This window comes from Paenibacillus lentus, assembly GCF_042714055.1.
Classification (GTDB): Bacteria; Bacillota; Bacilli; order Paenibacillales; family Paenibacillaceae; genus Fontibacillus; species Fontibacillus lentus_A.
Genome location: NZ_JBHGVC010000002.1, coordinates 622,337 through 643,323, shown reverse-complemented (window position 1 = coordinate 643,323; position 20,987 = coordinate 622,337). Strand labels below are relative to the sequence as shown.

Annotated in this window: 22 protein-coding genes; 6 read left to right on the top strand and 16 right to left on the bottom strand. The window is 48.3% G+C overall.

Annotated elements, in window-relative coordinates:
- The first annotated feature begins 55 nt into the window (after positions 1-55).
- Positions 56-1,309 carry a nucleoside recognition domain-containing protein gene (locus ACE3MQ_RS06700; RefSeq protein ID WP_379391824.1) on the top strand — a complete coding sequence of 418 codons (1,254 nt, stop codon included), beginning with the start codon at positions 56-58 and terminating at the stop codon, positions 1,307-1,309.
- 27 nt (positions 1,310-1,336) lie between these two features.
- Here the strand turns inward: ACE3MQ_RS06700 and coaD are convergent, their stop codons facing one another.
- The 6 genes from coaD to gpmA all read right to left on the bottom strand — a co-directional run bounded on the left by coaD (position 1,337) and on the right by gpmA (position 4,936).
- The gene (gene coaD / locus ACE3MQ_RS06695) at positions 1,337-1,849 is read right to left on the bottom strand and encodes a pantetheine-phosphate adenylyltransferase (protein WP_379391823.1); all 513 of its coding nucleotides are present in this window, start codon (positions 1,847-1,849) and stop codon (positions 1,337-1,339) included.
- Positions 1,833-2,450: a 16S rRNA (guanine(966)-N(2))-methyltransferase RsmD gene (gene rsmD, locus ACE3MQ_RS06690; protein WP_379391822.1), complete on the bottom strand. Its 618-nt coding sequence runs from the start codon at positions 2,448-2,450 to the stop codon at positions 1,833-1,835. The genes coaD and rsmD overlap by 17 nt, the downstream gene beginning before the upstream one ends.
- A 424-nt stretch (positions 2,451-2,874) precedes the next feature.
- Positions 2,875-3,066 (bottom strand): hypothetical protein, encoded by a 192-nt coding sequence (locus ACE3MQ_RS06685; protein WP_379391821.1) that lies wholly within the window; start codon positions 3,064-3,066, stop codon positions 2,875-2,877.
- Between the two features lie 133 nt (positions 3,067-3,199).
- Positions 3,200-3,295 (bottom strand): YjcZ family sporulation protein, encoded by a 96-nt coding sequence (locus tag ACE3MQ_RS06680; RefSeq protein WP_379391820.1) that lies wholly within the window; start codon positions 3,293-3,295, stop codon positions 3,200-3,202.
- A gap of 84 nt (positions 3,296-3,379) precedes the next feature.
- Positions 3,380-4,093, bottom strand: a complete 714-nt coding sequence (locus ACE3MQ_RS06675) for a glycoside hydrolase family 73 protein (RefSeq protein ID WP_379391819.1) — start codon at positions 4,091-4,093, stop codon at positions 3,380-3,382.
- Positions 4,094-4,186: 93 nt separating this feature from the next.
- Positions 4,187-4,936, bottom strand: a complete 750-nt coding sequence (gpmA, locus tag ACE3MQ_RS06670) for a 2,3-diphosphoglycerate-dependent phosphoglycerate mutase (protein WP_379391818.1) — start codon at positions 4,934-4,936, stop codon at positions 4,187-4,189.
- A 184-nt stretch (positions 4,937-5,120) separates the two neighbouring features.
- On the opposite strand from gpmA, the gene ACE3MQ_RS06665 reads away from it, so the two are divergent.
- Together ACE3MQ_RS06665 and ACE3MQ_RS06660 are read left to right on the top strand one after the other, a co-directional pair.
- Positions 5,121-5,612 carry a hypothetical protein gene (locus ACE3MQ_RS06665; RefSeq protein ID WP_379391817.1) on the top strand — a complete coding sequence of 164 codons (492 nt, stop codon included), beginning with the start codon at positions 5,121-5,123 and terminating at the stop codon, positions 5,610-5,612.
- A gap of 132 nt (positions 5,613-5,744) precedes the next feature.
- Positions 5,745-6,416, top strand: a complete 672-nt coding sequence (locus ACE3MQ_RS06660; RefSeq protein ID WP_379391816.1) for a tetratricopeptide repeat protein — start codon at positions 5,745-5,747, stop codon at positions 6,414-6,416.
- 255 nt (positions 6,417-6,671) lie between these two features.
- On the opposite strand, the gene ACE3MQ_RS06655 is transcribed toward ACE3MQ_RS06660, so the two are convergent.
- From ACE3MQ_RS06655 to ACE3MQ_RS06630, 6 genes are all read right to left on the bottom strand, one after another.
- Positions 6,672-7,106 carry a GNAT family N-acetyltransferase gene (locus tag ACE3MQ_RS06655; protein WP_379391815.1) on the bottom strand — a complete coding sequence of 145 codons (435 nt, stop codon included), beginning with the start codon at positions 7,104-7,106 and terminating at the stop codon, positions 6,672-6,674.
- A gap of 16 nt (positions 7,107-7,122) precedes the next feature.
- Entirely contained in the window at positions 7,123-7,794 is a 672-nt protein-coding gene (gene rpiA / locus ACE3MQ_RS06650; protein WP_379391814.1) for a ribose-5-phosphate isomerase RpiA, read from the bottom strand.
- A gap of 129 nt (positions 7,795-7,923) precedes the next feature.
- Entirely contained in the window at positions 7,924-8,610 is a 687-nt protein-coding gene (locus ACE3MQ_RS06645; RefSeq protein ID WP_379391813.1) for a thioredoxin domain-containing protein, read from the bottom strand.
- Positions 8,611-8,740: 130 nt separating this feature from the next.
- Positions 8,741-9,991, bottom strand: coding sequence for an MFS transporter (locus tag ACE3MQ_RS06640; protein WP_379391812.1), 1,251 nt, complete (start codon positions 9,989-9,991; stop codon positions 8,741-8,743).
- A gap of 82 nt (positions 9,992-10,073) precedes the next feature.
- A complete protein-coding gene (gene helD / locus ACE3MQ_RS06635) occupies positions 10,074-12,416 on the bottom strand; it encodes an RNA polymerase recycling motor HelD (RefSeq protein WP_379391811.1) in 2,343 nt (780 codons plus the stop codon).
- Between the two features lie 231 nt (positions 12,417-12,647).
- Positions 12,648-13,676, bottom strand: coding sequence for an FUSC family protein (locus tag ACE3MQ_RS06630; protein WP_379391810.1), 1,029 nt, complete (start codon positions 13,674-13,676; stop codon positions 12,648-12,650).
- A gap of 160 nt (positions 13,677-13,836) precedes the next feature.
- Between ACE3MQ_RS06630 and ACE3MQ_RS06625 the strand changes: the two genes are divergently transcribed.
- The gene (locus ACE3MQ_RS06625; protein WP_379391809.1) at positions 13,837-14,358 is read left to right on the top strand and encodes a hypothetical protein; all 522 of its coding nucleotides are present in this window, start codon (positions 13,837-13,839) and stop codon (positions 14,356-14,358) included.
- A 108-nt stretch (positions 14,359-14,466) separates the two neighbouring features.
- On the opposite strand, the gene ACE3MQ_RS06620 is transcribed toward ACE3MQ_RS06625, so the two are convergent.
- Positions 14,467-15,546: an AI-2E family transporter gene (locus tag ACE3MQ_RS06620; protein ID WP_379391808.1), complete on the bottom strand. Its 1,080-nt coding sequence runs from the start codon at positions 15,544-15,546 to the stop codon at positions 14,467-14,469.
- Between the two features lie 198 nt (positions 15,547-15,744).
- Complete coding sequence (locus ACE3MQ_RS06615; RefSeq protein WP_379391807.1) at positions 15,745-16,830, bottom strand: lactonase family protein; 1,086 nt, start codon at positions 16,828-16,830, stop codon at positions 15,745-15,747.
- A gap of 176 nt (positions 16,831-17,006) precedes the next feature.
- Here ACE3MQ_RS06615 and ACE3MQ_RS06610 point away from each other — a divergent pair, with 176 nt between their 5' ends.
- The gene (locus tag ACE3MQ_RS06610; RefSeq protein WP_379391806.1) at positions 17,007-17,360 is read left to right on the top strand and encodes a LytTR family transcriptional regulator DNA-binding domain-containing protein; all 354 of its coding nucleotides are present in this window, start codon (positions 17,007-17,009) and stop codon (positions 17,358-17,360) included.
- A gap of 112 nt (positions 17,361-17,472) precedes the next feature.
- Here ACE3MQ_RS06610 and ACE3MQ_RS06605 read toward each other — a convergent pair whose 3' ends face one another.
- Positions 17,473-18,474, bottom strand: a complete 1,002-nt coding sequence (locus ACE3MQ_RS06605) for an aldose 1-epimerase (RefSeq protein ID WP_379391805.1) — start codon at positions 18,472-18,474, stop codon at positions 17,473-17,475.
- A 60-nt stretch (positions 18,475-18,534) separates the two neighbouring features.
- Positions 18,535-19,797, bottom strand: a complete 1,263-nt coding sequence (locus ACE3MQ_RS06600; protein WP_379391804.1) for an MFS transporter — start codon at positions 19,795-19,797, stop codon at positions 18,535-18,537.
- Positions 19,798-20,017: 220 nt separating this feature from the next.
- On the opposite strand from ACE3MQ_RS06600, the gene ACE3MQ_RS06595 reads away from it, so the two are divergent.
- Positions 20,018-20,899 carry a molecular chaperone DnaJ gene (locus tag ACE3MQ_RS06595; RefSeq protein WP_379391803.1) on the top strand — a complete coding sequence of 294 codons (882 nt, stop codon included), beginning with the start codon at positions 20,018-20,020 and terminating at the stop codon, positions 20,897-20,899.
- The last annotated feature ends 88 nt before the right edge of the window (positions 20,900-20,987 follow it).

Sequence of the window (20,987 nt, the reverse complement as noted above, 5' to 3'; positions counted from 1 at the left end):
CGAGCATAGACATGTACTAGCCTTCCATATGCTCAAAAAGAGGTGAACTCGCCCGATGAATTACGAACGTTCCGAGGACAGCAGCCTGCTCTCCACGATTCTGCTGGGTATGACCGCCGTCCTGCTAGTTGTTAGTATCATTTATGCTCCTAGTCAAGCTTTTGAAGCCTCAAGCCAAGGGCTGGCTCTTTGGTGGAGAATCGTATTCCCCGCCCTGCTGCCTTTTCTCGTGCTCTCCCAAATTCTCATGGCTACAGGATATGCCCATGGACTCGGGACGATCATCGAACCGATCACCCGCCGTGTTCTCGGCTTGCCGGGAGCACTTGGCTGGGTGCTTCCCTTAGGTATGACCGCCGGATTTCCTGCAGCTGCCGAGGCGGCCGCTACCCTATATAAGCAAGGCAGAGTCACCGCCCATGAAGCCGAGAAACTGGCCAGCTTTGCGCATTATTGCAGCCCGGTGCTAATCGTCGTCGTCGTCGGCACCGCTTTTATGAAGCAGCCTGAGCTGGGCCTCTTTCTACTTGGCATACACTGGGCATCGGGCCTGAGCGCCGCAATGACCATGCACCTGGTCTTCTCCGGCCGAAATGACAAGCAGTCTAATTTAGCCTCGAAGCGGCCTCTCCGCAAGCCCGCAATTTCCAGGTGGAGGCTTGTCTTAGAGCAAATGGAGGAGGCGCGGCGTGAAGATGGCCGCGGCTTCGGCAAGCTGCTCGGCGATTCCGTAAGCATGTCCGTGCAGACATTAATGTCGACGGGGGGCTATATGCTTATCTTTGCCGTTATTATTCATATTGCCTCATCGCTCTTAGCACCCGTTATATCGCCTGTCTTGGCAGCTACGCCCATCGCAGCCCTGCTGGAAGTTCACCTCGGCTCACACGCCATTGCCAAGCTCGGCTCAGCTTCTCCATTTCCCGCAGCCTTCCTGGGAGCCTTATTCGGCTGGAGCGGGTTGAGCGCCTATTTGCAGGCACGTGCCGCCCTGAAGCCGACCGGGCTGAGCGGAGCTTTTTTTCTGATCAACCGAATCATTCACGGCGCGTACGCCTATGTATTCACTTTGCTGCTCTGGAAGCCGCTTGCCGCGATAGCTCCGCTAACCTCCCCCACCTACCAAAACCGGAATGGGGCCGCAGCCTGGATCGCTAACGAGGAGCCGCTTACGAATTGGAAAGTTTTCTCAAGCGTTATTTCCTGGCAGCTGTGCATGTTTGGATTGCTGATCATGCTTCTTCTTTTTACCGCTTATCTATGGACGAAACATATCCAGACAAAAGAACTTAACAACAATACAAATTAGCCTGCTATCGGCACGACTAAAATGCGATTAAGCTTTCGCAGGCCTCGATCTATATTTGCTTTTTAAAGCCTCCTCCACTACGGATGGGACGAGATCCGACACATCACCCTGGAAGCTGGCAATCTCTTTGACAACACTCGAACTCAAATAAGAATATTTGGGGTTCGTCATCATAAAAATTGTCTCAACCTCACTGTTTAGTTTATGGTTGGTGGATGCCAGCTGCAGCTCGTATTCGAAATCCGTCACGGATCTAATGCCGCGTACGATCACATGGGCTTGCTTATAGTCCATATAATTTACGAGCAAGTCCCGGAAGCTGTCGATCTCGATATTAGGCACATGCTGCGTCGCTTCCCGAAGAAGCTCCTTTCTCTCCTCCACCGTAAACAGAGGGTTCTTGCTTGTATTGTTCAATACGGCTACGATCAGCCGGTCAAATTGACGGGAGGCACGCTGAATAATATCCATATGCCCCTTTGTTACCGGATCAAAGCTGCCGGGATAAACCGCGATCCGAAGCTCATGTTGTTGCTCCATGGGAATGCTGCTCCTCCTTCTCCATCGAATTCGATTCTGTCCCGTGATCTCGGTCGTAGACATAAATCGTAATTCCTGTCTCTCCGTAATCTGTTTTGCGAATCATTTTGAAATTTCCGAATTTTTCCCGATAGTCGAAGGAAGATTCGTATTCCAATACGAGAATAGCCTGATCCTGCAGCAAATTCAGCTCGTCCATTCGTTCCATCAGCTTGTCCCCGTGCTTTAAACGATAAGGCGGGTCTAAAAAAACAAGATCAAAAGACGCCCCCCGTTTGGCCAGCGTCTTAAGCGCCCTTTCCGCGTCGTTCTTATACACTTCTGCCTGCCCGGTTAACCCTGCAGCCTTTAAGTTTGCTTTCACCGTCTCTACGCTTTTGTAATCCAAATCCACGAATATCGCTTTATCCATACCTCGGCTTAACGCCTCAATACCCAAGCCTCCCGTACCCGCGAATAAATCAAGCACAGTCCCGCCTTCAAAATAGGGGCCGATCATGCTGAACAATGCCTCCTTCACCTTGTCGGTGGTTGGCCTTGTGCCCATGCCGGGAACGGCTTTCAAAGGTCTGCCCCTCGCGCTTCCCGATATTACCCTCATTGTTATTCACCTTATTTCAGTCACCTGTTTGTCCATGATTTAACATGGTATGTCGATATCGTACCACAATCATGGGCAGATTGAAATTTGCAGTATTTTTTTACATTTTTGCATCCTTCAGGTATAAAACCTGCGAACCGGGACACACTTGAAATATCGACATCACAAATGTCGTAGACAACCGCGGAGAAGACTTACGTTTCCCCATAAGCTCTTCGTCCGGTTTCTCCTCTCCCATGATGGGCGTCCCGCAAGGGGCGCCCGGACAAAAGCCTTTGTAGCGTAGAATTCTACGAGGGCTTTTGTCCTTTTTTTATGTTTTGTTTCCCCTAGCGTATGAAAAAACCGCTCAAAAGAGCGGCCCAAAATACGGCGAATAGCTTGATACTACTATAAATCACCTATAAACAACCTCTCCTAATCCTTATAAAAACACCCTCACCACAATAGTGACGACAGCAATGATGGTCACCAAAATGAGCAGATTACTGACTTGCCGCCACAGGCCAGGAAGGCCGCTTCTATGCAGCAACTGCTGATTGGCGTCAAAGTTGGATTTAGCAGCATACCCATCTGTCATATGTGTAAAAGGTTGGTTATGATGATTCTCACTCATACCTTTCACTCCTTCTCGCATGGTTATGGAGTATTATACCTCAATTCTGTTGTGATGGCGCCTTCCCCTCAATGAATAATCCGCCAGGCAGAGCCTGGCGGATGTTTGCTTTGCTGCTTCATTTAAAGTTTGGTTAAGTCCAAGCACGAGAGACGATTACTAACAGGATGAACAGCACAAGAATTACCCCAGTAGAAGTCCAGAGTCCTCCGCCTCCAATTTCGCCCATCGAGATTCCTCCTTTACTCTTGAGTACATAGTCAGCATATTCAATTCATTAGCAGTGGATTGGACAAATGTTAAAACTGTATGCTTATCCCGCATCGGATTTATTGAACAATCCTCTGCGGTACATAATCGTGATTAATCGATAAAAGTCGTAGCTTCCTTGTACGGGAGACTGAATCAGAGGATGCTTCTTATCGTAGTTTACGGCAGCCTTCACCGCTTCCTTAGCCCAATCCGGCATCTTGAATTCGGCTCGCTTCTCCAGCTCTGCAATGCGCTCCGCCTGCTTCTTCACCGTCTCTTTAAGAGCTTCAAACTGCTTCTTCTCCTCCGCCGTCATCGGCTCCTCCCCCATTTCTGCGTCATATTGATATAAATCATATTTATCCATCAGGGCAATCAGCTTATTGGCATAATTCGGATCCGTCGCATAGCCGGCTGCCGCGACCCGGCGGGCGGCTTCCCTGCCTGGTCGGCGGAGAGCCTGCTCATAGCGCTTGTTCAGCAGCAGTCGGGTATGATCGGTGACAGACTCATCCCACGATTTATATTTACGGAAGGCTGCGTTAACGGTAAATGATACCCTGCCTCGATATTCCTTTGTAGGCATGCTAATGCTCCCGGCAGAACCCGTCCCCTTGATTCCGAATAAATTGTTGGCCCGTTTCGCCAAGGCGCTCGTCCCCCAATTCGATTCGAGAATCGCCTGAGCGATGGTTAGTGCCGCAGATACTCCGCTGGACTGCCAATCCCTTATAGCAGCAGGCGCAATTTTAGCGATAAAATCGTTTGAATTCATCCTGTCCCCCCCTTGCTGCGGCTTGGAGTCGTATGTCGCTTTCTACATTAAATGATGCCGGGAGGGGGACCGCTTGGACATCCTGGCCTTTTTTTACTCCATAACCCGATCAGGATCGGCCGCTTTCTCCATCTTCCGTTCAATTCTCCTATCGCTGCCGAGATAGTATTTCTCTATAGGCAACAACTGCTCATCGAGCGTATAAACGAGCGGAGTCCCTGTCGGAATGTTGACCTGCATGATTTCCGCCGCACTCAGGTTGTCCAAATACTTAATCAGCGCCCGCAGGCTGTTTCCATGTGCAACGATAATGATTTTTTTGCCTGTCAGAATTTGCGGCTTGATCTCGCGCAGCCAATAATCTTCTACACGAATAATCGTCTCCTTCAGGCTCTCGGTTAACGGAATGAATTGATCGGGGACATCCCGATACTTCGGATCATTCCGCGGATATCTCTCATCCTCCTTGGTCAAGGCAGGGGGCAGAACGTCATAGCTCCTCCGCCATAGCATCACCTGTTCTTCGCCATATTTTTGAGCCGTCGTCAGTTTACTAAGTCCTTGGAGCGCCCCGTAATGCCGCTCGTTCAATTGCCAGCTCTTGTAAGTAGGAATCCACAATAAATTCATCGTATCCTGAATAAAATATAAGGTCTTGATCGCCCTTCTCAAATAAGAGGTATAAGCGATATCAAATTCGAATTTATGCTCCTTCAGCATATTTCCAGCCTCCTTGGCCTCATCGACTCCTTTACTGGATAAGTCTACGTCCGTCCAGCCGGTAAATAAATTGGATTTATTCCACTCACTCTCGCCATGCCGGACAAGTACAAGCTTATGCATGCTTTATCCTCTCCTTCCCTATTCCCTTATCCCAAAGACTGAACCGAGTATATGTTTCCCGTGTTCGTCTCTATTCCGTCCAATGGCCGGAAATTGAGCTTCTATGAATATCTTTACCCCACCTGGGAAACCTAACCCTGGTTTCTAATTACAACAACTTACCACCCGAGGAGGATTTACGAACATGCATCAAAACGTAAACCAGCAAATCCGTCAAATCGAGCAAACGATTCAGCAGTTGGAACAGCAAACTCGTCAAGCTACTACGATGTATCAGCAATTGATGGAGCAGGAGCAGCAAAACGCGATACAGCTGGAAGAAATCGCCCAACGCGAACGCAGAGCTGCCCAACAAATCCAATCAGCGCTTCAAGGGCATCAAACAGCCATGAACCAATATCAACAGATTTCGCAACTCGCCAACCAAATCGAGAATATGGTCAGCTCGAATGTATCCCATTTCAGCAGCCCTTCCAGCTTTGGCCAATCCGGAATCGGGCAGCGCTCTATGGGGGGCGGTCAAAGCTATGGTCAGCCTAGCTATGGGCAACAAGGCCTCGGTCAACAAAGCTTCGGACAACAAAGCAATTTCGGTCAAGGCAGCTTCAATCCATCCCAATCCGGCTCTTCTATGGGCCAAATGGGACAAGGGTCGCAAGTACGCGGCTACCAATAAAAGAGACGAAAAGGCAGACCAAGAAATTCTTGATCTGCCTTTTTGCATTAACGAGCATTCGTTACATAACACGAGCACAATTGCACTTCTGCGTGGTATAATTGGAAAATAATATTACCGACGGAGGAGAACATGAAATTTTTAATTCTCGTAATACTTTCCTGGCTCACAGGAAATGTATTCCTTTCTTTACTTATTTTTTTGGCTATCCTATACTTTTTGGACAGACGCTTCATCGGCATCTTCCCCAGTGTGACCAAGCCCTTTCGCAGATCACGACACATCTCCCGCTTACGGCAGCAGCTAGCCGTCAATTCCTTTGACGTCTCTTCAAAACGAGAGCTCGCCAGACTTCTGCTGGATCGCAAAAAATTTCAAGAAGCTCACGACCTGCTTCAAGAAGTCAAATCCTCCTCTGATACTTCGGCAGAATACTGGAGCGATCTGGGAGAAGCCCTTCTAGGAATGGGACAATTGGAAGAGGGCGAGCAGCATACTCTCCAAGCACTAAAAATTAACGAACGCGTCAAATACGGACAGCCCTACTTAATCCTTGCTTTTGCGTTCCGGGAGACGAATCCTGAAAAAGCATTGCATTATACCGAACAATTCGGTGAGCACTACTCCTCCTCCAGCGAAGCGTACTATCTGCTCGGCAGCTTGTACCAATCATTGAACCGGAAGGATGAGGCCAAGCAGGCTTGGGAAGAATCGATTGCGATTTATCGGACGTTGCCCAGGTATAAGAAGCGGGACGAACGGAAATGGGCATGGAAGAGCTACTTCAAAAAGCTTGCCCAATAGTCAAGTAAGCCGCCAGCCATCATGATATGCTCCCCTTTAGGTAGACAGGTGAAGTATAAAATCTGTTTACTAAGGGGAGTTTTGCTTTGAAGAAGGATATTGATAACTATATTCATTTTTATAATTTTTAATAGTTGCAGAAAAAAATGAAACAGCCTTAGCCCGATGGAAGCACGAGCTAAGACTGCCTAATCATTTTATTTTATTCCACGTCTGCTTGAGTGGGGTGCACTTCAGTCTATCTTTTTACTGATTTTAATATTCTTCGTTCTCTTCGGTTACGTATATACAGCGAAAATACTCTGGCCCGCCGGGGTACTTCGTAAACCCGGTCACCTGGAAGCCGATGCTGCGGAAAAAGTCGGCGCTCTCCTCGTCCGTTTCCGCCCGAATCACGGCCGGCCGCTCCATCACTAAGGCGTCCAGAATGATTCCTCGGCCATAGCCCATGCCGCGATCCTCCGGATGAACAGCAAGGTGCAGCAGCTCCATCGAATTTCCGTCACCGCAACGATAACCGATAATTCCAACATACTGGCCTTCCTCCTGAAAGGCATATAGCTTGCAGTCGGCGTCCGACATATACTGCCTCAGCGTCCGATTAAGCTCCTCTTCATCGTCTTGCGACGCATATTCGAGCAGCTCCCGAATTTCTTCGTCGGCCAATTGCGATTTAACATCTATAAGCATACTTAAAACTTCCTTCCTACTTCTCGATAACCTCGGTACGTCCATCGTCATAACCGATGATAACCGTGTGGGCAATGTCTACGAACAGACCATGCTCGACCACCCCGGTCGTAGCCTTCAGTTCATCACTAAGCTTGCCTGGCGACTCGATCTTGCCGAAGGCCGCATCAGCGATATAATTGCCGTTATCTGTTACGTAGAGCTCATCGCCGTCCATTCGCATCTCGATCGTTACATGATATCGGCTCCGCAGCAGCCGAAGCGTCCATTCATAGCAAAAAGGCACGATTTCGATCGGCAGCTTGAATTGCCCTAAATGAGCTACTCTCTTAAGGCTGTCGGCAATAACGACGAAACGGTCGCTTTGAACCGCTACCAGCTTCTCCCGAAGCAAGGCGCCCCCGCCCCCCTTAATGAGAGCCATATCCGGATCTACCTCGTCCGCACCGTCAATCGCAATATCAAGCCGATCTACATCAGCCGCAGGGACAAGCGGAATATTATATTTAGCAGCAAGCTCTTCCGAAGCCTTCGACGTAGCAATCGCTCGAATGCCAAGCCCGGCTGCAACCATTTCACCGATTTTCTCAATGGCATAATAGGCCGTAGACCCCGTCCCGAGTCCGACCGTCATTCCTTCCCTTACCAATTCTGCTGCACGGTAGCCCGCCGCTTGTTTTGCATTCATGGTTACCCCTCCTGGTCTTGTTGCTGTCTATTATGTAAAACTCATTTCACAAAATAATCACGCCTTCATCATACCAAAATATAAGCAAAAAAAGAACAGCAAGTCCGCTTGGGGACTTGCTGATCTATATTATAAATTCTCAATCGCGGCTTGAATGCCGGCAAACGAAACGTCTTCGACCTCTTTACCATTCACGAATACGGTTGGCGTTCCTCTAACCTGATAATGATCTACGAGCATGAGGTCTTTTTTTATATTAGCGCTGTAGGTTCGGTTGTCCAAATCCTTCTCGAATTTCTTGATGTCCGCTTCCGGAATGTGGGTGCGTACTAAATCGAGAATAAATGATTTCGTTGCCCAGATGTCATCCTTTTTCCCTTGCAGCTCGCTCATTTTATGATGATAAATCCAGAAATACTCCTGATTTTGCTGATACAGCGTCTCCCCGGCCAATGCTGCCAAGTTGGAATCCGGTGCGAGAAATGGGTAATCGACGTAATACAATACGGCTTTGCCCGTGTCCAGATATTCCCGTTTCAGCTCTGGTAGCACCTCTTCATTCCATATTTTGCAAGCTGGACATTTGTATTCGGAAAATTCGACGATCGTGATCGGAGCTTCCTTATTGCCGATATAGGGCTGCTCCGCCTCGTTAAATCCTTCAGGACTGAATTGAACCGTAATTTGATCAAAATTGGGAAATTCCGCTTTTACTTCCTTGGTACCCTTCAGACTGCTAAAAATTATGACTGTTATGGCAAGTAAGGCTACAGCTGCCAGTATCACAAGGCCCAGCTTTTGTTTGTGCTGCTTCACCATTGTTCCCCCCATTAACATCGATATAATCATTGATTGTTCGATTGTATAAGGGGGGAACCTGGGAATCATAGGACAGATATAACATTCAAAGTATATGTTTATGTATAAATTGTGAAATGAATACAAATCAGGACTGAGGGGCTGGACGTGCTGCTTTTTTTATACCGCCCTTGCCTTTATCCTTACCCGACCCCGGCTGAACCAACGTCAGCAGTAGAATAACTGCAATGAGCGACACACCGGCGATTGCAAAGAACATCGTCATATGTCCCGCCTTCATTAACAGCGATACTGCGGGAGGCCCTAAGGACACACCGATAAACCGCATACTTCCATAGATGGAAGTGATCGTTCCACGCAAAGATTTGTCAATGCCCTCGGTAATCAAAGCATCAGAGCTCGGCAGAACTATGCCGATGCCCGCGCCGCATACGATGAGGCAGGCGATAACGAAGTATATATTGTTAAAAAAGCCAATGCCAAAAAGGGCTCCTGTAGACATAACTAAGCCGAATACCCCGCACCACTTCATCAGCTTTTTGTTATTGCCGATCTTCTTCCCTGTAAAATAAGCGGCAAGGCATAGCGCTGCCAGCGGAATGGCCAGCACTAGCCCCTTCAATACACCGTCCAGGCCATGCTTGCTCTCAAGCTGCTCAGACAAGTAGAAGAGCACGCCAAACAACAAAAACATGCAGATACAACCGATGGCAAAAATCGCGTAGAGCCAGCGTCCTTTTTTTTGAAACAATTCCTTCACCGTACTCAAAAATTCCTTTAACGGCTTCGCCTCTTCCCTCCGCTTTGGCTCCTTCACTAGGAAGATGACGAGCAGCAGGGAGACGAAACATAGAACGGGGATTGCCAGGAACGGCACATACCAAATCCAGGCGCCAAGCAGAGCTCCCAAAATCGGGCTGAGCACTTTACCGAACGTGTTGGACGTTTCAATGATCCCAAGGCTATGGCTGACTTCCTCATCAGCATCGAACAGATCGCCAACAAAGGGAAGAACGATCGGGAATGCCCCGGCCGCACCGATTCCCTGCAGTAAACGGCCGGCCAGAATAATCCAGTATACCGTCGCTCCATCGGCGAACCAACTGGCGACACCCGATACCGCGCCTCCCGCGCCGGCTATGATCAAGCTCGGAATAATAATCATTTTTCTGCCGAATTTATCGGATAGATAGCCCGCGATCGGTATGAGCAAGATGGCGACCACCGCGTACACTGTAATAAGCATGCTGACCTCGAAAGAAGAAACATGCAGCTCGCGTGATATTTGGGGCAAAATCGGGATCAGCATCGAATTTCCTAATGTCATAATTAATGGAATGGAGGCAAGGGCAAACAAATCGTTTTTTTTGTTATCCATTCTATTTTTGCCACCTTTCAAACACACGATATGTACAACGTTAGTGTGGTTGAAAAGCGAAAATATATTCTGGTTCTCCCGTCTAAGCTTGGATATATGTCGATGGGTCGCTCTCCGTAATAAACCGGCTTGGTTCTCCGTCCGAATAGATGTGCAGCAGATGCATCGCTCTCGTGCATGCCGTATAGAATAATTTGCGTTCTGCCTCTTTGGTGTAGTTTTCATTGGAGCCATCATAAATGAGGACGGCATCAAATTCCACGCCCTTCGCGAGGTAAGCCGGAATAATATGAATGCCCTTCTCAAACGACAGCGTGGTTTTCTTGATTAGCTTGACAGGCAAATCAGCCGACAATATCTCGTGCGCCTGCTCGCTCTGCTCGGCCGTCTTGCAGATGACCGCGATCGTCTCATATCCGTCCGTCCGCAAGGCGGATAGATCCTTTCTAATTTCATTATGCAATGCGTCCCGGCCCGGCAGCACTCTAACGAGCGGCTTTTCTCCTTGGCGATTAAAGGGAACGATCTCCTCGCCTCCAGCAATCATCCGTTTCGTAAATTCGACAATTTCGCGAGTAGAACGGTAGCTCTGCTTCAGCACAATCAGCTCGCTCTCCTCTGTCCCATATAAATCGGTCAGCGTAGCGGACTGCTGAAGCACTGAAGCATGGGCATAAATGGCCTGATTAAGATCGCCAAGCGCCGTCATTCGCGCCCGAGGAAACAGCCGCTTGAGGAAGAACAATTGAAACGGCGAATAATCCTGAGCCTCATCGATGATCACATGGCGAATATCCGTATTCGAATGAAAACCTAAAACCAGCTCCTTTAAATATAGGAACGGAGTAGCGTCTTCATAAAACATTTCGCCCGAACGAATTTTGCCCACGGTCTGCAGACTGATTTCGTTCCAGTCTTCGGGCAGCGCTTCAAGCCCGACTTCAGCCGCAATATTCGGGTCTTCAAAAAGCTGTGTATACAGCTTCGTTATATCGACGAAGCGCAAAGCTTTTACCCATCGGCGCAGCGGCTTCAAACGCTCGCTGACGACCATGCGGGCGAGAATTTCCTTCTCGTTCTCATAATCGCTAAATGAGGCGCCTGCACCCCGCTGTTTATGGCGCATGCGCTGATACGCCCGCTGATAATCCTCCGCATCAAGAAGCTGAATCTGCTCCTCGACCCACGGAGCTTCCAACTCGTTTTTCCCGAAAGCGGCGATCTCTTTCAGCAGCCACTCCTTCAACAACTCGCAGCGGTTCGCCAAGGTAATGGCGGAATCGTATCCATAAAATTGGCGGGATATTTCCTCAGCGTCCACGACGACCCTGCCTTGAAAACGGATCGGCCGAAACTTCATCCCCTTCTTTTCCAGCCAGTGCTTATAGCGATTTACCGCATCGAGATACAATGAGGAGGATTTATAACGGATCCCGCTGATCCGATGGGCGTAATCCTCATCCTCCGTCCCAGTTAAGACATATTCGATTTGCACGAACGGATCCTCAAGCTGGAACTCCCTGCCCAGACGATGCTCCAGGTATTCTTGAAACGTCGTCTGCTGCATATTCTCCTCGCCAAGCTCCGGAAGCACGGTGGAGACATAGCTGTTAAACATGGGATTAGGGGAGAACAGAATCATTTGATCGGCGTTCAAATGCTCCCGGTGCTTATACAGCAAATAAGCGACTCGCTGCAGAGCTGCCGACGTTTTCCCGCTGCCGGCCGCGCCTTGAACAATGAGCATCCGGCTGCGGTCATTGCGAATAATCCGGTTTTGCTCCTTCTGGATCGTGGCAACGATGCTTTTCATTTGCGCGTCCGAGCTGCGGCTCAGCACCTGCTGAAGCATTTCGTCGCCAATGGTGACGCCCGTATCGAACATTAGCTTAATGACGCGTCCATGAATGACGAACTGACGCTTAAGCGACATCGTTCCCTCGATCATCCCGGATGGCGTCATATAAGAGGCTGAACCCGGCACTCCGTCATAATATAAATTGGAAATCGGCGCACGCCAATCATAGACTAGGAACTCTTCATCTCCCTCTTCCAGCAGAGAGGCGATTCCCAAATAAATCGCTTCCTCTTCCCCACCGTCCTCGGCAAAATCGATGCGCCCGAAATACGGAGATTGCTGGAGCCGTTTCATTTTCCCCAGAGCCGCCGATGCATGAAGATGGCTTCTTTCCCGGTCAGATAGAACCTGTGACTGCTGCCGCAAGCTCGTCGAGGTCTCGCCAACATCGTCCGCTTCACTGAAGTTGACCGTTACTTCATCCCAGAAGTCTCTGCGCATACCAACGACGTCTTCCCGAACTACCATCACTTCCTGTTCAAGTCCACGAATCCGCTTCTCGATTTGATCAGCTACATATTCGACGCGCCGCTGTTCCTCCTGCCAAGCCTTATCCGTACTATTCAATCATGATCGCCCCTCTACATTTACTCAACGATAGTTCCATCGTTAATCCCTTGCCTCAGCGGTATTGACAAACAAATCAATTTGTGATAAGATTGATATAGAATTACCATGCCTTTAACATTTTATTTTTCAGTCCATTTTTCATTTTAACCATTTCTCGAAAGAATTTCAACAGTCCCCCTGTCCGAAAGGATAGAGGGACTGTTTTTTTATTAGTACATTAGTTCATGCCTATGACGAAGAAGATGCCGGCATGTCGGAATGATCGGCAAGCCGGTTTAAGCGCTGCAACTGATGACCGTATTCATAAATTTCCGCAGAAACGATAGACAATCGGAGTATGCCCTCTCGCTGCTCAGCGTAACGATCCAGCATGCTTCGCTGAAATCTGTCATTCTCCTGCTCGAACCATTCCGCCTCCCGAGCATTTGGCTTCAGCTTCCCCTCAAACTTTAGCATAATATGCTCATGAAATTTTATGAGCTTCTCTAAATGCGCATCGAACTCCTCATTGACCTCCGGTGGACGAGGCGCCTGGAAATAATGCTGTTCGATCGCATCCAATACTCCATAGCCTTTGCGAAGCGTTCGCAATATTTGCTTATATACGACCAACTGGCGGCTATTGCTGAATTTAGGCGTTTTTAATTTTTTCTGGTCTTCTTCCATCATTTTATAAGTGTCGCTAATGGAACTAATCGTGTCTTCAAGCTCCCGCTTCTGATTGCGGAATACGTTCTCCTTCATTTCGCTGGAGATCGCCATGCGGAGCAGAAGGGATAGCTGCTCAAATGTCTTCTTGGCCTGGTTCTCGTATTGCACCCTTGGCTTGGGTGGAGATACCAGAATATTAATGACAAACGCGGAAACAATTCCAACCAGAATAAGCGTAAACCGGGTAAGGGCAAATTCCCATTGTCCCGATGCCTCCATAACCGCAACAACCGTTACAAGCGTAACGCCGATCGTCTCGCCCATCTTTAGCCGGATGCAGATCATGATCACGAGGATACATACCAGGCCGACCGCAATCGGTTCGTTGGAAAAAATTGCGCCTCCTGCCATGGCGAGTACGGCACCAAGCGTATTCGTCTGCAATTGATCCCGCAAATATCGCCATGAGCGGTAGATCGACGGCTGCATCGCAAAGATGGCAGCAACCGCAGCGATGACGGGCGATGATAAGTTGAACCAGAAGACTACATAAAGAGCTAATGTTACTGCAAGTCCAGTCTTAAGCATTCTGGCCCCGAACGTCACAAAGATTCCTCCTGTTCCCTTAGGCTTTCCTTAATTCATTTTTACCCAATTCATCGAGTAATTCAATTTTTAGCTCATTTTAAGATAACCTTTGACTTTTTGGTCAAAACTATATGAGAGAAAGACCCAATCATTCTAAACGATGAGGTGAAAAATGTCTATGAGACAAATATGCAAACTGCTGCTTAAAGGATGTATGGCCTCCGTAATAGCGGTTGGCGGGTATGCCGCAGCCGCTGAGGCGGTACTTGCCTATAATGAGCCAAAAGCAACCCTGGAGGTTTTGCCCCATAATTCAAAGGAACAGCACAAACCGCCGCATCATCACAAGGGCCATGTTCGCGGAGGACATATTGTCAAGGATACAGCTGAATTGCTGGGAACAGAGCCGAAGGTGCTTGTAGAGGAATTAAAGCAAGGCAAATCACTGCTCCAGGTCGTCCAGGCACGTAAAGGCTGGAGCGAAGCGGAATATGTGCAGAAATTGACCGTAATCGTCACAAAAAATATCGATGAGGCTGCTGCTGAAGGCAGACTAAGTAAGGAAAAAGCCGAAATCATGAAAACGGAGCTTCCTGTGAAGCTCAAAAAAATCGTTAACCGCACTTGGAACAGCCCGACCAAAGGACATCCTGTTACCGAGTATCGCAACAATACGATTCTATGGCATACAACTGAATAGAACGCATCCGAAATAAAAAAATAACCTCGCCTTCCGGCGAGGTTATTCAGGATTCAGCCTTTGCTCTAAGAAATCGGAAGGCCGCAAGCCATACGCTCGAGAGCTCAATCAACGATCCGATCCCTTCAATGCTATCTTCTTCTTGCTCTTAGGTCTGACGGATAAATTCCCTACGGGAACTTCTAAAATATCAAGCAGGAATATGAAAACCGGCACGCCGACGATCAATCCCCATACACCGAAGAAATGCTCTGATACCAATAAAATCATAAACGTGTAGAAGATAGGCAAATGCGTCTTATTGGACATGAATTTCGGGTTGAGGAAGTAGGCTTCAAAGGCATGAACAACCGCAATCATGACCAGAACATAGACAATTTTGACCAATCCGCCTATTTTGAACGCAATGGCACAAAGCGGTATCAAGGAGATGATGACCCCCATCACCGGAATCAATCCGAGCAGGAAGATCATAATTCCGATGGCAACCAAGTTCGGAAAGCCAAAGATCCAAAGAAAGATCGTGGACAAGATGGCGTTTACGGTAGCGATCAAAAATTGAACCTCGATCACTTTTCCGAAGGAAGTCACGAATTTTCTGCCGAAATACTCAAGCTCCGTAAAAAGAAATGCTGCCCGGCTCTCTTTGAATTTCGAAGTAAATTTCGCTACCTTGTCCTTCTCCAGCAGAAAGAACAAGCTTAAAATGATCGCAATAAATAAATTCAGACTCCACTTTCCAATATCCGATACGGTTTTAAGCAGGAAATTAAAGCTGTCGCCAACATATTTGGATAAATCGATTTCCTTTAAGGAATCCACTAAAAAATTCAGCAGGACATTGTCCGGCAAATTTGTCGGGGGATTATCATAAAACGAGATAACCTGATTGACGAGGTCGTTGAATTCCTCTAAAAATACGGGAAGATAATAATACACGGTAGTTATAAGCAATGTTAAAATCAAGGCATATATGAACAGAATCGTAATACTCCTGTTAATTTTTACGACTTTATCTACATTGCGCGTAATGAAATTATGGAGACGGTTGATTAAATAGGTCAAAATAAATGTGATCAGCAGCATGTTCAGCATGCTTCGGGAAAAATAGAGGATGAGTATGACGAATAGTAAAGCAAGAAACCTGCGGAAGCCCGCGATTTGAAACAGCTCTTTAAAAAAAGTCATTATAAGCAACCTGCTCCTTTGATTAATCTATCTAATGATGTATGGGACTTACGGCTATAATTCGATCCCTTGAATCAATCTTAAGTCAGTATACAAGTGAAAAGCAAGTAAGTGAGAATTCTTTTTTCGTAAAATTACTGTTAAACGTCAAACAGTCCTGTCCAAAATCATTTGGGCAGGACTGTTGATCATTATTATCTATAGCTGGAACAGAACGGGCTGGACGCATACCGGCTTCGATATTTGCGCAGTTTGCCCCGTAAACTCCAACTTCCCTGTAGCTTGATCTATCCGGAACACGGCTAAATTATTCGCATCCCGGTTTGCCGCAACGAGATAATCCCCTGTAGGCGTTAATGCGAAGTGACGCGGATGCCCGCCTTCACTGGATATGTGCTGAACCAGGATCAGCTTGCCGCTAGTCGGATCGATGGCAAAAACGACGATGCTGTCATGGCCCCGATTAGATCCGTACAAGTATTTGCCGTCGCGGGAGATCGCCACCTCCGCCGTAGTATTCTCTCCTGTAAAGCCTTCGGGCAAGGTCGGCACCGAATCAATAACGGAGAGCGTTCCGGCTTCCGCATCAAACGTATACAACGTTAGCGACGAATTGACTTCGTTAATGGAATACAGCCATTTGCCGTTCGGATGGAACGCCAGATGGCGAGGCCCCGCTGACGGCTCCGTCTTCACGTCACTGTGATATACCAGCTTGTCGCCTTCTTCATCCAGGCGATAAACGAAGATTCTGTCCAGCCCTAAATCAGCGACAAGCACATAGCGGCTATCCGCGGTAAACAATGCAGAATGCGGGTGCGGCCGGTCTTGACGAACCGGGTCTGCACCTTGGCCTTCGTGCTGCCGCTCATCTGCTTTCTCGCCAACAAGCCCGTCGTCAAGCAGACGAACCAAGCCGACGTTGCCGCCATGATAACCGGAGACCACGACGTAACGGCTCTTGGGTTCAAGCTCAATATGGGACGTCGACGGCTGCAGCGTGAATGCCCGGTTCAATTCCGACAGGCTTCCTGCGGACGGATCAATGGCAAAGCTGACGGCTTCCCCAATCCGTTCTCCGTTTGCCGTCGTCGTTTCCGAGATAGCATACAGCTTCCTTTGATGCGCATCGACTTTGAGAAAGGTCGGATTTTTTAGTCCGGCTGCTTGGCCCAAGCGCTTAAGTTCACCCGAGGCAGGATTCATCTCCACGACATAAACTCCCGAATCCGCAGCCTCGGCATAAGAGCCTATGTATAATAGTAGTCGTTGTTGTTCTGACACTATGGTCACTCCTTCTCTATCGTATCTTGTCTTCTTATTCTTCCGTACTTTCGGGCAATTGTCCAGCCCGGCAGAGGATGAAAATATTTTAAATATAGTCTAAACACTATTCAAACCTCAAAAAATATGTTATACTGCAAGCGCTTCCACAACATCATCTAAAGGGGGATTTTGGAATGATGAATGTCGGACTAGAGGAGAAGGACGTCTACGAGGCCCTCGATCCACATGACGCTTATTTCTTCAAGGTAGGAGGTCACGGCTTAGTTTGTTTTCACGGCAGAAACTACAGTATAAAAAAGAGATTATCTGCTGATCAAACGTCAAAACTAACCTCAGACTCCTCATTTTACCGCGTAAGCACCAACTGTTACGTCAACTTGCACAAGGTTACGGAAATCCGGGACAACGTATTACTGTTCAGGGATCAAATTCACGGCATTAAGACGATCAATGTGCCGAGAAGAAACTTGGAGCAGATCAAACGCCTCCTTCCTGAGCAGAACCAAAGTGTAGCTGAAGTCGGTTAATCTAACGATGCATTAAAGATGCCAAGCAAAAAGCAGCCTGCTGCTCACCGAAGGGTGAGATCAGGGCTGCTTTTTTGTATATTTCGCTAACGCTTGCTGCTATGATATCGCCTTACTTCGAGGATTTCAGGTAGAATCTCGCAGATTCCTCCCAGATTTCACCCGGTGCCAGGCTGAATAATCCGATTTCATCTGCAGGCAGATGAACGTGAGGCGCATTCACCAAATTGATTTGCGGCTCCGGGCAGAAGAATCCTTCCGTCCCGCCATTATTCCAGATCATCCACTGCTTATAGGAGGTTCCTACATCATAAACAAGCGTCAGGCCCAGCTTGGAATCGGTCAGCTCCATGCGGTTTCTGCCATTTTGCGGCACGGCCGTATAATGGTTATCCAGCGAAGCGAAGAATGGGAACACCCCTTCATTCTTCATCGCTTCTTCCTCTGCGGTCAACGGCAAATGCTTGCCTGTCGGCAGCATCCGCTCGTTAAGCTCCCAGCGCTCGCCAATCGTAAACTTCATCCGGTAATCGCTGGCTTGGCTTCCCGCTGCGAACGGAGCGTTAACGGCAGTATGGAAGGCTAACAGGCAGGGCATTTCACCTTCTCCGTCGTTTCGTACGAATACATGCTGCGCCAATCCGTGCTCACCCAGCGCATATTTCAGCCTAACGGTAAATTTGAAAGGCAGGTAACGATAGACTTCATGCGCTTCATCGACGCTGACCTTCACGGTGACATAGCTTTCCTGCTCCGTGTGGCCGAATTCCTCTACCTGCCAAGGAATCGTATGTAAAAATCCATGCAGGTGGTTTCCCGTAGCTTCCTCATTGACCGGAAATTGATAGGTCGTGCCTTTCCAAGGGAACTTGCCATCTTCATAACGATTAGGTGGGAACAGAACAGGAATTCCATATACGCCCGGATTGCTGCGGAAATCATCCATCTCTGTCTCGCCCGGCTCCCGCAAAAAGCGGAAACCGCTTTCGTTGTCCCGAAAAGCAATCAAATTGCCGCCAACGTTCGGTACAAGCGCGGCTTCGTATTTTCCCGCCTGCAGCCAGATGGCCTTCTCACCCTGGTACATGCCTTCATAAGCTTTCAATTGTGTCATTTGATTATCTCCCTTCATGATGAGCAAGTAAATATAGTATCTATCAAACCAGGCCTTACATCAAGCATCCCGCAATATCCGCCTGCCGAGTACGAGCGCCAGCACGATCATCGCCGTGCCCACGGCAAGCTGCATTCCGAAGACTTGAATCCACTTCGGCCAATCGACAATCCATTCGTAGACCTTGCCGCCGAGCAGAGGCCCAAAAAAAGCGGCAACCCCTGTAATCGCCGAGTACATGGCCATGTACATCGGGCGTTCGCTCTTCGGCGTATCCCCGATCATGAAATTGAATGCCAGCTGGTTAAAGCCGCCGACGCCGATACCGAATAACATATGGGCAGCAAACAGTACTGGCAGCTCCCGCGATATGGACAGCATGCCCCAGGTCAAGATCGAGGCCGCAATGATCGGCAGCGTCCAGAACAACAGGCGCCGGTTACTGTACCTCGCGTTCAAATTTCCCCAAATGTAGAAGCTCCCCATCATCGTTAACGTTTGAGAGACGTTCAGCAAGGAAATCGTCTGGTAATTAATTTTCAGCAGTTCCAGCATAACGTAGGAGTATAAGGGCACGACCAGATTTTGCAAAAACAAAAAACTGGCTAGGAACAAGGTCGCTTTAATAAAAGAGCTGTCCCGCAGCGGCTTGCGCAGCATCGGCAGGAACTTGCTCTCCACGGAACGCTCGAACGTAACGTCCGGGTAGAACATGAACATAATAATATTGGCTATCACGCAAACCCAAACGATAATATACAAATATAAGAAGCCCTGACTTTCCGGAAAACGATCCAGAATCATGCCGCCGATGAACATCGTCAGCGTTCCAAGCGCATTCAGGAAGGTATTTCTGATGCCGAAATATCTGCCCCGTACCCGTGCGGGCACAATATCGCTGATGAGCGAGTTCCACAGCATGGCTCCAATCGTGTTGAACAGGAATGCAGCCACATAGAATCCTATGAATGCGCTAACCCAATACGGCTGAGGAAATAAAAACGGGACAAGTCCTGTAGATGCCCATAGAATCCGGTGCAATGCTACAAATAATACGAGCGCCCATTTCCGGCTCGTTAGCCGTTGAATCAGAAATGCCACAGCGATTTGGGCAATATTCACAAAGGTCGTAATCGCCAGCACAAAACCCAATTGTCCGGACGTTGCTCCTAAATACAGCAAATACCCCGTTAAAAATTGTCCGCCCAGCAGGGTTTGAAAAATGACGGCAGGAACACCTTCCCAGGTCGCAATAGCTAGGTTTCTGCGCTGCAGAGACGTCTTGCGTCGCGTGTAAAATTTCAGTTTAAAGATGTCCCTCATGATGACACTCCTTCTAATTCCTACTACACATCGCGAACCTTTTCATATCCTACATGTCCAGACCGAAATTCTCGCCAAATCCAATTATTCGGCAGATCACTCCTTTATCCCGTGATAGCAGCAAAATTTCCATTCGTTCCAAATTAACAGTATAATAAATACATGGATTTCTTGCCATACACTTTGTATACATAATGAGGAGAAACAGAGGAGATTTTGCATGGATGATTTGAAAAAGGCCTACGAACAGCTCGGTCTTCCCGAGAACGCTTCCAGAGAAGAGGTGGAGCAAGCTTTTGATCTGGCGCTCCGCAAGTCCCGTTCCCGCAAGGGAGCCGACGATACGGACAGCGAATATGAGCGCTCGCTTCGAGCCTACAAGTTAATCACCGGGTATGAGGATCAGCGCAAAATTGAACAAATGAGTCAGGAAAGGTTCGCTAAATGGGGTAAATTCGCCGGTACAGCGGAGAATATCGACGACTTCTTTCGCATTTACAAAACGAGGGTCATCATCAGTGTCATTGCGGTCATCGTATTGATATTCGGAATCAACGCCTTCGTGGATTACCGTGCGGAGCAGAAGCGTATCGCTGCGCTGCCCCCTCTTGATCTATCCATACTATTTATCGGCAATTTTGCGGTTGATGAGGCAAACAAAGGAGAAGAAGCGCTGGAGCAAGCGATATTGGCGCAATTCCCCGAGTGGAATCGGGTCGACTTGCAAATGACATACGTTCCCGAGCAGGGCGAGATGGTATATCGGCAAAAGGCGATGGCTGTGATTGCTACCGAGAAGCCTGATTTATATATCATCGACAAGCCGACCTTCGAGTGGATATCCGGAGGCGGCGGCTTTCGAAGCCTGCAGGAAGAGAGCAACGGCGTGCTAAGCTCCGTGCTTCCCGATGAAGCTGCACTCCGCGCCCAAGCGGAGGAAGACCCCGAGCCCCAGGTGTACGCGATTGATTTGACATCCAGCGAGCTTACGGAACAGCTTCCTCTCGCCAAAAAGGAAATGATCGCCGCAACGGGCTGGGGTGAAGAGCGTCATGACAATACGATTCTGTTCATCCAACGTTATTTGGAGCATATGAAATAGCATCATACAAGGGGCACGGAGCGATTTCACCGCTTCGTGCTTTTTTGGCATGCTTTTTACGATTGATTTATCCCGAAGGTTCATTTAT